The organism is Mesorhizobium sp. WSM4813 (assembly GCF_055811555.1).
Genome location: NZ_JBVVQU010000068.1, coordinates 1 through 12,801 on the forward strand (window position 1 = coordinate 1; position 12,801 = coordinate 12,801).

Consider the following 12,801-nt stretch of genomic DNA (forward strand, 5'->3'; position numbering starts at 1 on the left):
GAGGGTTCGGTCTCCCGTCCGCCACCGCACCTGCTTTCATAGCAGAGTCGGCAAGAAACAAGTTACAAGGGGGGCGCCGTAGAGCGCCGACCTGGCCCTAACCCAGCAGCCGCCGGCTCAGCCGCGCGCACTGGACGCGAATATCCGGAATGGCGTCGATCTCGAAAAACGTGCCGCGCGTCAGCGGTCCGACCGCCAGTATCTTGGCCGATACGGTGCCGTCGCTGGCGATGACCTCGCAATTGTCTGATACGTCGAGGCCAAGGCGCAGCGGATCCGGCCGGGCCAGCCCGCGGTCGACCAGCGACCGCACCACACTGTTCGAGGTGGTCGAGATGTCCCTGGCTATGCCGGTGCAGTCGTAGATGCGGGCGATTTCGAAAGTTTCGAGATGCTGCGTGTGGCGTGACTGAACCTGCACGGCGAATTCGTCACCCGCCGTGATGCCGACGACGCGCCCGGCGGCAAGCCGGATGCGGCCCGACTGCACTGCCTCGGTGATACGGCCATAGACTTCCGGCGCCATGCGATGGCGGTGGATGTCCCACCAGGCCTTGGTGTGCTCGACAAAGCGGCGCTTGGCCGAAGACGGCCAGTTCTGCCATATCTTCTGGTTGAACGGCCTGAGACCGTCGACGACGTCGCGCCAGTCGATGCCGGCCTTCTGGTTTTCCCGGATCAGGTCGCGGAACCAGCCGACGAAGTAGGAAAGCTGGGTGCCGAGCGGAATGTCGGCGACGTCGAGCTTGATCGGATTGCCCTTGCGGTGCGGCGAAGGCAGCAGGCCGCGCCGCGACACCGCAATAATCTCGCCGCGATGGCCGCGCTGTTCGAGCGACAGGAAGGCATCGACCATGCTCAAGCCGGTGCCCAGCACCAGGACTCGGGCTTCCGGGTCGAGCGCGGTGTCGGCTTCCGATCCCATCCTGATCGCATGGCCCTGGCCGGCGCCCGGCTCCTCGTCGTGCCCGGTCGCCAGCACGGCAAGGTGGGCGACGACGCTGGTGCCGTTGGCCAGCGTCACCTCGGCCCCGGACGCGGTCGGCGAGATCGACAGGCTCTCCTCGCGGATCAGGCGAAGACGCCCCGTCTCGCGAGCCTCGATCTCGTCCAGCAGTTCCTTCAGGTAGCGGGCATAGACGCTGCGCGGCGCGTAGACCGGCGCCTGCTCTGCGGTTGTCAAGCGGCGTTCAAGCAGCCAGCGCCAGAAATTGCCGGGATCGTCGGCATAGGCGCTCATGCCGGCCGCGCTGACATTCAACACATGCGCCGACAGCAGCGTGGAATAAGCGATGCCCTGGCCGAAATGCGGACGCTTTTCGATCAGCGTGACGCGGAGATCGGGATTGGGCGATTTCAACAGATGCGCGGCAAGGACGACGCCGCTGGCGCCGCCGCCGACGATAACGATCGAATTTGGGACAATCGAATTTGCGCGGCCGGTCATGCGCGCACCAATTGCCTTAGGACCCGTCGGTTCCGGCTCAGGCCTGGATTTTCAACGCAGCCGAAAGGTCGTCGCCGGCGATATCGCGCATCTCGGCGAGGCTGCGCTGATCCAGCACCTCGGCGATCGCTTGCCGGACCTCGAGCATCAGGTGTCGAACTTGACATGTCGCCTCGTTGCAGTCTTCACAGCGCTGATACCGGGTGCGGCTGGCGCAGGGAATGGGGGCAAGCGGCCCTTCAAGCACGCGCACGACATGGCCGATCTTGATTTCATCCGCCGGCCGCGCCAAGCGATAGCCGCCCTCTTTGCCCTTGCGGCTCTGGACGAAACCGGCATTGCGCAGTTCGACCAGGATGGCATCGAGAAACTTCTTCGGGATGTTATTGCCGGTGGCGATGTCGCCAACGAAGGCGAGCTGTCCAACCGGCAGCCCCGCGAGGTGTACGAGCGCCTTGAGGCCGTACTTGCCCTTCTTCGTGAGCATAGACCGAACATTTCTCTGTCGTGCGACGGCGCAAGGCCACCGGTTGCGAAACGCCTGGCATGCGCCCCCAACCGCGTCCAAGCCTGTATGGCACACATAAATTCTAGTGAATTGATGTACAAGCCGGGCACCGTTGATTTTGCTTCGTTTTCAAGCCGCAGCGCCCACTTGCCGGACCTCTTTCCCTCGGAGATGCGAGGGATCCGCCACATTCATGCTGCGGGCGATCGCCGCGATATGGACATCGCTCACCCCCTCTCCATTCCCGCAATGTCTATAAGACTACTATACTTACCCCGGATACAGGGATCCGTTTTCAAATCGTCGGCCATCCGCAGCATTGATTTGCCTACGGTGGGCGCAAAACAGGAAATGCTTGTGGGGCGCGCTTTCGCCGGTCGACCGAAACGCCGCCAAGTCCTGAGGTGGTTCGAGTGTCAGGGGCGCGAACGGTTCGCCCACACCAGGCCGCCCAGGCCGACCAGCGCAGTGATGATACCGATATAGAGCCATTGCGGCTGGCCGGTCATGAAGCTGCCGCCGACGAGGCCGACGCCTTGCAGCGACCAGAGCGCGCCGATGGCGAGCACAATCAACGCCAGCAGATTTTTGATAAATCTCATCGCCGAAATTTCCTTCCCAAGTCGATCGTCAATTCAGCCATGACCGCGACGACAAAGCGAAAGGAAGCGACCCGATCGCCCTCACATCTACTTGCATAGTAAGCCCAGGTCATGGCGGAAACACCCCGGTGCTGGTTCGAAGACCACCAGACATACATCGTCGCGGTTCCAACACTCCCTGACAGACTGTTTCCCGCCGACTCCAAACGTGTACTGTAGTCATGGAACCGCCAGATGACTGCCGCATTTCCTGCCACATTCGATCCGTAACGGCCGGGGCCTGTCAAACGGAGCCACAGATGAAGAAACCCCACCAGACCGCGCTTGTCGCGGTGACGATCGCGGCTGGCCTGTTGGTCGGCGCATCCACCTCCCCTGCCGCCGCGCAATGCGGCCGCGCCTCCTGGTACGCGCTGTACTCGAAGACTGCTTCCGGCGAGCGGATGAACCCGTCGGCGCTGACCGCCGCGCACCGCACCTTGCCTTTTGGTACCAAGCTGAAGGTCACCAACCGCAACAACGGCCGCAGCGTCGTCGTGCGCATCAACGACCGCGGCCCGTTCATCAAGGGGCGCGTGATCGACCTGTCGAAGGGCGCCGCCAGGCGGCTCGGCTTCATCAGTTCGGGCCATACTTCCGTGTGCACCGACCGCGTGTGATGCTTGTAGTGTCCGGCCAGAGCTGCCTCGTTTCGCCTTCGCAACCGCACAAAAAGCCGGCTGCCGCCGTTCAAGCCGGTTTTCAACAGCTTAGACGAAAGTATCAGCATAAATCACGGCACTTGACGTATTGCATCGCAGCAGTTTGTTGTTAACCTCCGCGCGAGAGATTCAAGGCTCGGCACTGCTGTCGTCCCTTCGGTCGCAGCAGCGGGGTTCTCAATGTTCTACCAGTTCTACGAATTGAACCACGCCGCCGTGCAACCGGCCCGGCTCTATGCCGATGCGGTGCGGATGTTCTACACCAATCCGCTCAATCCATTCACGCATACGTCCTGGGGCCGCTCGATCGCGGCAACGGCCGAATTGTTCGAGCGCACGACGCGCCGCTACAGCAAGCCGCAATTTGGCCTGACCAAGACGGTGGTCGACTGGAAAAGCGTCGATGTCACCGAAAAGACGGTGTGGTCGCGGCCGTTCTGCAATCTCCTCCGTTTCGAGCGGGCCGTTCCCGCCGGCCGCCGGCCCGACCCGAAGCTGCTGATCGTGGCGCCGATGTCCGGCCACTATGCAACGCTGCTGCGCGGCACGGTCGAGGCGATGCTGCCCCATGCCGACGTGCACATCACCGACTGGGTCGACGCCCGCACGGTGCCGCTGGCGGATGGCAGTTTCGATCTCGACGACTACATCGACTACATCGTCGACATTCTGCATGCGCTGGGACCCGACACCCACGTCATGGCGGTATGCCAGCCATCGGTGCCGGTGCTGGCGGCGGTGGCGCTGATGGAAACGCGCGGCGACCCGTTCGTTCCCTCGACAATGACGCTGATGGGCGGGCCGATCGATACCCGCCGCAATCCGACCGCGGTCAACCTTCTGGCCGAGGAAAAGGGCATCGATTGGTTCCGCGACAACGTCATCATGCAGGCGCCGTGGCCGGTGCCCGGCTTCGGCCGTGAGGTCTATCCCGGCTTCCTGCAGCTTTCGGGCTTCATGAGCATGAATCTCGACCGCCACATCATCGCCCACAAGGACTTCTTCATGCATCTGGTGAAGCATGATGGCGACAATGCCGAGAAGCACCGCGACTTCTACGATGAATATTTGGCGGTGATGGATCTGACGGCGGAGTTCTACCTGCAGACGGTCGACACCGTGTTTGTCCGCCATGCTTTGCCCAAGGGCGAAATGACGCATCGCGGCGTCGCCATCGATCCCTCCGATATCCGTAATGTCGCCCTGTTCACGGTCGAGGGCGAGAACGACGACATTTCCGGCCTCGGCCAGACCCAGGCCGCGCACGACCTCTGCATCAACATCCCCGCGGACAGGCACGCTCACTACGTGCAGCCGGCGGTCGGCCATTACGGCGTCTTCAACGGCTCGCGCTTCCGCTCCGAAATCGTGCCGCGCATCGTCGACTTCATCACCAGCTATGGCCGCCAGACCCGCGTTGCGGCGAAGCCGAAGCTGGTTCGCACCGCCAGAAAGTAAAGATGTAGCCTTGTGAATCCCGGATGGGCAGCCCCGCTCAGTCGATCTGTTGCACAATAGCCGCTGTTTCGGCCGCGCGGGTAACCATGTCGCAAAACTGGCCGTTGGTATAATTGACAGGGACTGTAGATCGCCCTTAACCTTTCGTTAACAACAAGGGACGAGGGGGACAATGATTTCCTCACCACTGGCGAGAACGCTACGCGTGTGCGCACTGTTTGGGCTGGCACTCGCGGCAGGCTGGTCGACGACGGCATCGGCGGCCGGACCAATGGCAACCGGCGGGCCGACATCGCAGCCGATCGGCCACTACGATTTCTGCAAGACCAGTCCGGCCGAATGCTCGATCCACCCGGGCAATCTCGCCCCGGCCACCATGAGCGGTGCGCTCTGGCGCAAGATCCTCAGCGTCAACGCCAGGGTCAACACCGCCGTCAAGCCGATAAGCGACATCGACATCTACGGCAGGGACGAGGTCTGGGCCTATCCCGTCAAGGGCGTTGGCGACTGTGAGGACTATGTCCTGGAAAAGCGCCGCGAATTGAACCGCTTGGGTATCTCGTTCGCCAATCTTCTGATGACCGTCGTGCGCAAGCCGGACGGCGAAGGCCATGCTGTGCTGACGGTGCGCACAAGCAAGGGCGACTACATCCTCGACAATCTGGACGGAAAGGTCCGCTCATGGGACCGGACCGGCTACCGCTTCCTCAAGCGGCAGGCGGTCGACAATACCGGCCGCTGGGTCTCGATCCGTGATGGCCAGCCGGTTCTGGTCGGCGCGGTTCAGTAGCAGGCCGTCACTTTGGCTGCTTCAACGCGGCGCGGATCGATACGGTGATGCGGCGAAGCTCCGCTTCGTCGAGTTTTTCGATGTTTTCGGCCAGAACATTGGCGAGCTCGGTGGCGGCGGGGCTGAGGCCTGACGTGTCGAGCTTTACCCGTGGATGCGAGGTCTCGGCCAGCCGCGCGAGTTCTTCGGCATCGTCCCATATGACATTGAAGTAACCGATGATCTTCTGGATCAGCGTCCAGGTCGGCGCGCCGCGGCGGCCATGCTCCAGCGCCGACAGATAGGCGGCGCTGACGCCGATCGCCGCGGCCATCGCCTTCTGACTGACGCCGCGTTCGCTTCGCAGGGCGCGAAGCTTTTCGCCGAACGGGGTCATCCGCGCGCGCGCCGCAGGCGGACATAGAGCGCGCCCGAGCCGCCATGGTTGCGGGCGGCGTGATCGTGGCTGGAGACGAGCGGCCTGAATGCGGGTGTCGACAGCCAGGCTGGCACGGCGCGCCGCAAGATGCCGTCGCCGCCCGACGACGAGCCTTTGCCGGTGATGACCAGGACGTAACGGATGCCGCCGGCATGCGCCCGGTGCAGGAAGGAAAACAGCAGCGAATAGGCTTCGTCCTGGCTCAGGCCATGCAGGTCGACGCGGCCTTCGATCGGCAACCGGCCCTTCGACAGTTTTTCCAGCGTCGGTTCGTCGAGCGCATGCGAAACATGCTGCGTCTTGGCTTTCGCCGCAGCAGCCGGAGCCATGGCCTGGACACGCGGCGGTGGCTTCGTGTCATCACTGATCTCCGGGCCGATATCCGGGATGCCGATGGCGGACTTGCCCTTCAGCGGCTTGGCGGTGCGCGCCACCAGGTTCCACAGGACCCGATCGTCCTCGCTCAGCCTGTCGATGCGCCGGGTCATCGCCCCGCTCCCGGTGCAAGCGAGCGCGGTATCAGCGCGTAGAAATCGGCAGGGTTGCGGACAACGCCGGCGATCTCGCCGGCCGCATCTCCCGTTCCGGCGAACAGGTCGCCGCGGGCTGGCCCGGTGATGGCCGAGCCGGTATCTTGCGCAATCATCAGCCGCCGGAACGGCTTGTCGTCGAAAGCGGTCAGCGACGGCCCATCGATGTAAAACGGCGTGCCGAATGTATGCAGCAGACGGTCGACAGCGACGGAGCGGCCCGGCGTCAGCGGCACTTTTGCGGCAGCGATCGGCCCGAGTTCCGGATCGTCGACCCCCGCCTCGCTGGCGGAAGTCCCGCGGAAGAAAATATAAGAGCGGTTGCGCCACAGGATCTCGTCGATGCGCTCCGGATGCGCTTTGAACCAGGCGCGGATCGACTGCATGGTCACCGCTTCGAGCGGGATTTCGCCTAGCTCACTCAGGATCTTGCCCGGTCCGGTAAAGCGTTGGCCGGATTTGGCGGCATAGGTGACGCGGCAAAGCCGACCGTCGGTCATAGCAAGCCGCGCAGAACCCTGTACGTGGATGAAGAAGGCGTCGACCTTATCGGCTAGCCAGGCGATTTCCAAATCGTTGCCGATGAACGCGCCGCGCTCGATCTTGCCGCGGTCGAAATACTCGACCGGTCCGTTCGGCGTGGCGCGGCCGAAGGCGAGATAGGGATCCATGCCGGGCGGCCGGTTGGCGTCGTCGATGTCGACGAGATCGGCCGGACGCGACAGCAGCGGCACCGTAAATCGTTCGGTTCGCACCGGCGAGGCGTCGACCACTGGTTCATAGAAGCCGGTGACGAGGCCGGCGCCGTCGTTTTCGGCCCTTATGTGCGCCGGAATGAAATGACGCTCGAAGAAAGCGCGGGCTTGGCGCCGGTCGGTTGGCGAAACGGTGCGGGCTGCAGCGTAGGCTTCTGTGAAGGCCTTGAAGTCGACGCCGAGCCCGCCGGAGCGATAGGGTTTTGTCAGGACATGAAAGGCCGAGCGCCGGAAAGCCGCGAACGCAGCCAGATGGTCGTCCTCGTCCCAACCGGGCAGATCGTCAAAGGATTTTTCGCTGAACGCCTGAGAAAGCGACACCGGAGCCTCGCCGTGGTCCGGGCTCAGTCTTCTTCTTCGGTGGCGACGAGCTTCCAGTTCGGGTCGCGCGAGCGGGTATCGCGGGCGAAAGTCCAGACATCCTTGACCTCGGCAACGGTCTCGGGATCGCCGTCGATGACGGCGCCGGCCTTGTCGCGCGTCGCCGAAATCAGCTCGCTGACGATGCGCAGCGTGATATGCGCCTCGCTGCCCTTCATCTCGGCGGAAACGATGTCGGCCTTGTCGATGCCGACGAAGGAGGACTGGATCTTTTCCGATTTTGCCTCGCGGTCGCCGATGGCCGCGACAAACCCGTCATAGACCTCGCGCGACAACAGGTTCTTCAGCGTCTTGCGGTCGCCATCCGCATAGGCCATGACGATCATCTCATAGGCCATCTTGGCGCCGTCGACGAAGGTCTTCGGGTCGAATGACGGGTCATTGTCCTTGATCGTGCGCAGGCCCTTGTTGAGATCGGTGTCAGGCTTGGCGAAGGCGTCGATCGCCGCATAGGCGTCGATTGCCGGCTCTCCCGGCGCTCGCTTGCGCGGCAGCGAGACCACATTCTCGGGTTTCTGGGCGTCGTCGCGCGTCCGGCCCGCCGTATAGGGATCGAAGGGCGGGCGTTCGCTGCCGGTACGGCGGCCGAGCACATTGCGCAGCTGGAAAAAGATCACAACCGCCGCAACCAGAAAGAAAATCGTGCCGAAGTCGAAGAATCCCATATCTTCCGCCAATCAATCCCTACTCCGGCCGGACCGCCCGGCCAGGCAATGGCTGCGGTCGCATAGCGTTCAACATCCAAAGCATATAGAACGCAAGCTGCAATCATTCAAATTAAAGGCAGCCATACCTATCTAAAAGGTCCAGTGCCAGCGGCGATTGCCCGCCGGCTGGCAAAACACGGTAACGATCGGTCAAGATTTGCGCATTTCGCTGCTTCCCCTGTTCCTCCTCGCGCTTCCGCTGCTGGAGATCGCCGGTTTCGTCGTTGTCGGCCGCCAGGTCGGCGCGCTGGCGACGGTCGGCCTGGTGCTGGCTTCGAGCATCGCCGGCGCGCTGTTGTTGCGATACCAGGGTTTCGGCGTCATGACCCGGGTCCGTGCCGAAATGGACGCCGGACGTGATCCAAGCCGTCAGCTCGCGCATGGCGCCATGATCGTGCTGGCGGCGATCCTGCTCATCATTCCCGGCTTCATCACCGACGTTTTCGGCATTCTGCTGTTCCTGCCGCCGGTCCGCGACCTCGCCTGGCGCCTGTTGAAAGGCCGCATCGTGCTGGCCACCAGTTTCGGCACCGGCGGATTCCGGGCCCGGCGACGCGACAAGACCATCGACCTCGACGACAGCGACTATTCTCGCGGCGACGATCACGGGCCGGATCACAATTCCCCCTGGCGCCGCCTCAAGGACGACTAGGTCGCCTAGAGGACGAGTAGGTCGCCTAGAGGACGAGTACGTCGGCAAACGCCTCAGGGACGAGTAGGTCGGGAAACCTTGTTTTGTCATGCCGACCATGGTAGCGAACGCCCGATTTCAATCCGGTCAGCAACGCTGCCCAGGCAAAAGGACAAAGGCTTATGGCCAGCAAAGACGACGCGCCGACCGGCGCGGCCAGCGGCAACGGCGACGCGACGCAGCCTTCGCTCAACGTGCTTGCCCAATATGTGAAGGACCTTTCCTTCGAAAGCCCGGGCGCGCCGAACTCGCTGCGCGGCCGCGACAAGGCTCCCGGCATCGCCATCAACGTCAATGTCAACGCCAACCCGCTTTCGGACAAGCAGTTCGACGTCAATCTGACGCTGAACGCCAAGGCGTCCTTCGATAAGGAAGTGCTGTTCAACGTCGAGCTGGTCTATGGCGGCGTGTTCGCCATCAGCGGCTTCCCGCAGGAGCACATGCTGCCGCTGCTGTTCATCGAATGCCCGCGGCTGCTGTTCCCGTTCGCCAGGCAGATCATCGCCGAAGCGACGCGCAATGGCGGCTTCCCGCCGCTGATGCTCGATCCGATCGATTTCGCGCAGATGTTCCAGCAGAAGCTGGCCGAGGACCAGGCCGCCAGCAAGGTCAAGGTGAGCTGAGGCAGTTGCTCGGTGAGGTATGAAAAACCCGGCCTCGCGCCGGGTTTTTTGTTTTGAGACGAGCTCCTCGATCCTACAGGTTGGAAGGCGATCGCCATCCGCACTTGCCAAAAATCGCTATGCCGCGGAACTCGCTTCCGGGGCGACGCGCAGCCAGAGCGCCTTTTCGCCTAATGTGCCGACCATGCTCGCGTGCGCGGTGCGTTCTGCCTCGGTCAGACGAGACGGCAGCGCTATCGGCCGCGCGCCGATGCTGATGTCGATGTCGTCGACATTTCTCCTGCCGCCGGCCGGCGCCGTGGCGCTGTCGAGGATGAGCGCCGCCTGCTTGCCGCCGATGAGCTCGATATAGACTTCGGCCAGCAATTCCGAATCGAGCAGCGCGCCGTGCTTGGTGCGACGGGCATTGTCGATGCCGTAGCGCCGGCACAGCGCGTCCAGCGAATTGGGACCCATCGGATGCTTGCGGCGCGCCAGCGCCAGCGTGTCGACGACAAGTCCGGGGTCAACGAGCGGGTGGCCAAGCCGGCCGAATTCGACATTGAGGAAAGCGATATCGAAAGTGGCATTGTGGGCGACCAGCTTGGCGCCGTCGATGAAGGCAAGAAACTCCTCGGCGATGTCGCTGAAGGTCGGCTTTCCCATGAGGTCGGCGGCGCTGATGCCATGAACGGCCTGCGCCTCGGCATGAATCGGTCGTCCCTGCGGATTGATGTAATGGTGGAAGGTGCGGCCGGTCGGGAACCGATTGACCAGCTCGATGCAGCCAAGCTCGATGACGCGGTCATCACGGAAATCGAGACCGGTGGTTTCCGTATCGAAGATGATCTCGCGCATCGAATCAGTCCGTTGGTTCCGGGCGTTATTCCAGCCGAATCATGATGGGAACAAATTGGCAACATATTACGCCGGATGCAAGCGCCGTTAAGCAGGCTTGCCGGCCTTATCCCCGGCTAGTTCGGCGACGATCGCATTGACCGCCGCGCGCGCCGCATCAAAACCTTGTCCGGTGTCGATGATGAAATCGGCGCGCTTGCGCTTTTCCGCGTCGGGAACCTGCCTGGCCAGGATCGACGCCAATTTCTCTTCGCTCATACCCGGCCTCGCCAGCACCCGGGCGCGCTGGATTTCGGCCGACGCGGTGACGACCACGACCTTGTCGACGCGGTCACGGCCGCCGGTTTCGAACAGCAGCGGGATGTCGAGAACGACAAGCGGCGCGCCGCCGGCGCGCCGCTTGGCTAGGAAGGCGTCGGCGTCGGCGCGGACCAGCGGGTGGATGATCGCTTCCAGCCGCTTCAGCGCGGCTGCATCACCGAGCACCCGCTCGGCCAGCTTGGTGCGATCGACCGCGCCGGATCTGGTGGTTCCGGGAAACGCCGCCTCGACCAGCGGAGCCGCCTTGCCGGCGTAGAGGCGATGCACCGCCTCGTCCGAATCGTGGACGGGCACGCCGGCATCGGCAAACATCTTCGCCGTGGTCGACTTGCCCATGCCGATCGATCCGGTGAGACCCAGCACGATCATGCCTTTCATTCCCTGGTCATTGCTTGGGCGCCAAGATCGGCGACGATCATCTGCCGCAATTCGGCAGTGACCTCAGGCCTGATGCCGAACCAGCGCTCGAAGCCGGGCACCGCCTGGTGCAAAAGCATGCCGAGCCCGTCGACGGTCTTCAGGCCCCGCGCTTTGGCTGCGGCCAGCAACGGCGTTTCCAGCGGCACATAGACAATGTCGGTGACGATGGCGTGGTCCGGCAGACTGGCCGGATCGGCGGACAGGCCTTCATTGCCATGCATGCCGAGCGCTGACGTGTTGACCAGCAGGCCGGCATCGGCAAGCAGCTCGCCGGTCGCGGCCGTGCCGTGGGCCGAGACCCCGGCGCCGAAGCGGTGGCGCAGCTCCTCGGCGCGGGCCAGCGTCCGGTTGACGATGCGGATGTCACTGATGCCGCGCTCAATCAGCGCATGGATGACCGCGCGGGAGGCGCCGCCGGAGCCGAGCACCACGGCCGGGCCATTGTCTGCCCAGCCCGGCGCATGCTCGTCGAGATTGGCGGCAAAGCCATGGGCGTCGGTGTTGCCGCCCCACAAATTTCGCCCTTCGAACCACAGCGTGTTGACGGCGCCGATTTGTTCGGCCGCATCGTCGCGGTGCGTCGCCAGCGCGAAGGCGGCCTCCTTGTGCGGGATGGTGACGTTGCCGCCACGGTAATCATTCGCCTCGAGCGTTTTTACGAATTCGGAAAACGCCTGCGGCGCGACGTCGATCGCCCGGTAGCTGCCGTTGATACCGTATTTCGCCAGCCAATAGGAGTGGATCTTGGGCGACCGGGAATGCGCGACCGGGTGGCCGGTGACGAAGGCCTTTTTTTCGGCCTCAGCCATCGATGGCTCCGAGGTCACGCAGCTTGGCCAGAACGGGCAGAAGCGGCAGGCCGACGATGGTGAAATAGTCGCCTTCTATTCTTTCGAACAGCTGGATGCCCTCGCCTTCGATCTGGTAGGCGCCGACGCTGGACAGCGCCTTGGCGCCGACCCGCGCCAGATGGCGGCCGATGAAGGCCGGATCGAGCTTTCGCATGGTCAGGCTGGCGATGCCGACATGGCGCCACAGAACCGCACTGTTGCGGGCCAGCACCACGGCGCTGTTGAGCTGATGGGTCTTTCCCGACAGCGCCAAAAGATGGCGGCGCGCGGCTTCCATGTCGGCCGGCTTGTGGAACACTTCGTCGCCGAGCGACAGCGTCTGGTCGCAGCCGAGCACCAGGGCGCCGGGCTTTCGCTCGCTGACTTCGGTGGCCTTGGCCTCGGCTAGCACCAGGGCAACATCCTCCGGCGAGATACCGCTGCCCTGCAAAGGTGCTTCGAGCGCGCGCTCGTCGACTTCCGCCGGAACCGCCTCGACCGCCACGCCGGCATTGACAAGCAGTGCCTTGCGGAACGGGCTGCCCGAGGCAAGGATGATTTTTTCGGTCATTTAACACTCGGGCGCAGATACAGGCGCGGTTGGAGTATGGACTTTAATCTGCAACGGTGACGCCGCCCCTCATTGTCCTGCCGGACATTTCTCCCCGTATAGAGACGGGGAGAAACGGCAGCTTCTGCTCAGGCGCTCCTTCCGGCCACGCCGGCGATTGGCGAAACCATCGATGACAGCGCCCCTCTCCCCGTCACTGTACGGGGAGAGG

At 63.5% G+C, this 12,801-nt stretch carries 16 protein-coding genes; 5 read left to right on the plus strand and 11 right to left on the minus strand.

Features of this window, described 5'->3' with window-relative positions:
- Positions 1-97: 97 nt before the first annotated feature.
- The 3 genes from AC0L25_RS28100 to AC0L25_RS28110 form a co-directional block, all read right to left on the minus strand.
- Complete coding sequence (locus AC0L25_RS28100) at positions 98-1,447, minus strand: FAD/NAD(P)-binding protein (protein ID WP_473598459.1); 1,350 nt, start codon at positions 1,445-1,447, stop codon at positions 98-100.
- Positions 1,448-1,484: 37 nt separating this feature from the next.
- Positions 1,485-1,934, minus strand: coding sequence for an RrF2 family transcriptional regulator (locus AC0L25_RS28105; protein ID WP_473598460.1), 450 nt, complete (start codon positions 1,932-1,934; stop codon positions 1,485-1,487).
- 437 nt (positions 1,935-2,371) lie between these two features.
- A complete protein-coding gene (locus AC0L25_RS28110) occupies positions 2,372-2,557 on the minus strand; it encodes a hypothetical protein (RefSeq protein WP_473598461.1) in 186 nt (61 codons plus the stop codon).
- A 299-nt stretch (positions 2,558-2,856) separates the two neighbouring features.
- Here AC0L25_RS28110 and AC0L25_RS28115 point away from each other — a divergent pair, with 299 nt between their 5' ends.
- From AC0L25_RS28115 to AC0L25_RS28125, 3 genes are all read left to right on the plus strand, one after another.
- Positions 2,857-3,216: a septal ring lytic transglycosylase RlpA family protein gene (locus AC0L25_RS28115; protein WP_473598462.1), complete on the plus strand. Its 360-nt coding sequence runs from the start codon at positions 2,857-2,859 to the stop codon at positions 3,214-3,216.
- 222 nt (positions 3,217-3,438) lie between these two features.
- Entirely contained in the window at positions 3,439-4,716 is a 1,278-nt protein-coding gene (locus AC0L25_RS28120) for a polyhydroxyalkanoate depolymerase (RefSeq protein ID WP_473598463.1), read from the plus strand.
- A gap of 172 nt (positions 4,717-4,888) precedes the next feature.
- Positions 4,889-5,506 (plus strand): transglutaminase-like cysteine peptidase, encoded by a 618-nt coding sequence (locus AC0L25_RS28125; protein WP_473598464.1) that lies wholly within the window; start codon positions 4,889-4,891, stop codon positions 5,504-5,506.
- Positions 5,507-5,513: 7 nt separating this feature from the next.
- On the opposite strand, the gene AC0L25_RS28130 is transcribed toward AC0L25_RS28125, so the two are convergent.
- The 4 genes from AC0L25_RS28130 to AC0L25_RS28145 are packed head-to-tail and all read right to left on the minus strand — an operon-like array spanning position 5,514 to position 8,255.
- Positions 5,514-5,882: a helix-turn-helix domain-containing protein gene (locus tag AC0L25_RS28130; protein WP_473598465.1), complete on the minus strand. Its 369-nt coding sequence runs from the start codon at positions 5,880-5,882 to the stop codon at positions 5,514-5,516.
- Positions 5,879-6,412, minus strand: a complete 534-nt coding sequence (locus tag AC0L25_RS28135; RefSeq protein WP_473598466.1) for a Smr/MutS family protein — start codon at positions 6,410-6,412, stop codon at positions 5,879-5,881. The genes AC0L25_RS28130 and AC0L25_RS28135 overlap by 4 nt, the downstream gene beginning before the upstream one ends.
- On the minus strand, positions 6,409-7,530 hold the full coding sequence (gene mltA / locus AC0L25_RS28140) for a murein transglycosylase A (protein WP_473598467.1): 1,122 nt from the start codon (positions 7,528-7,530) through the stop codon (positions 6,409-6,411). The genes AC0L25_RS28135 and mltA overlap by 4 nt, the downstream gene beginning before the upstream one ends.
- Before the next feature lie 23 nt (positions 7,531-7,553).
- A complete protein-coding gene (locus tag AC0L25_RS28145; protein WP_352965101.1) occupies positions 7,554-8,255 on the minus strand; it encodes a Tim44/TimA family putative adaptor protein in 702 nt (233 codons plus the stop codon).
- 199 nt (positions 8,256-8,454) lie between these two features.
- Between AC0L25_RS28145 and AC0L25_RS28150 the strand changes: the two genes are divergently transcribed.
- Together AC0L25_RS28150 and secB are read left to right on the plus strand one after the other, a co-directional pair.
- Complete coding sequence (locus AC0L25_RS28150) at positions 8,455-8,949, plus strand: FxsA family protein (protein ID WP_473598468.1); 495 nt, start codon at positions 8,455-8,457, stop codon at positions 8,947-8,949.
- A 161-nt stretch (positions 8,950-9,110) separates the two neighbouring features.
- Entirely contained in the window at positions 9,111-9,611 is a 501-nt protein-coding gene (gene secB / locus AC0L25_RS28155) for a protein-export chaperone SecB (protein ID WP_027153623.1), read from the plus strand.
- Positions 9,612-9,728: 117 nt separating this feature from the next.
- Here the strand turns inward: secB and dnaQ are convergent, their stop codons facing one another.
- The 4 genes from dnaQ to AC0L25_RS28175 all read right to left on the minus strand — a co-directional run bounded on the left by dnaQ (position 9,729) and on the right by AC0L25_RS28175 (position 12,590).
- Positions 9,729-10,448: a DNA polymerase III subunit epsilon gene (gene dnaQ, locus AC0L25_RS28160; protein WP_473598469.1), complete on the minus strand. Its 720-nt coding sequence runs from the start codon at positions 10,446-10,448 to the stop codon at positions 9,729-9,731.
- A gap of 87 nt (positions 10,449-10,535) precedes the next feature.
- Complete coding sequence (coaE, locus tag AC0L25_RS28165) at positions 10,536-11,138, minus strand: dephospho-CoA kinase (RefSeq protein ID WP_473598485.1); 603 nt, start codon at positions 11,136-11,138, stop codon at positions 10,536-10,538.
- A 5-nt stretch (positions 11,139-11,143) separates the two neighbouring features.
- On the minus strand, positions 11,144-11,998 hold the full coding sequence (locus AC0L25_RS28170) for a shikimate dehydrogenase (protein ID WP_473598470.1): 855 nt from the start codon (positions 11,996-11,998) through the stop codon (positions 11,144-11,146).
- A complete protein-coding gene (locus tag AC0L25_RS28175) occupies positions 11,991-12,590 on the minus strand; it encodes a Maf-like protein (RefSeq protein ID WP_473598471.1) in 600 nt (199 codons plus the stop codon). Before AC0L25_RS28175 ends, AC0L25_RS28170 begins: the two co-directional genes overlap by 8 nt.
- Positions 12,591-12,801 lie beyond the last annotated feature (211 nt).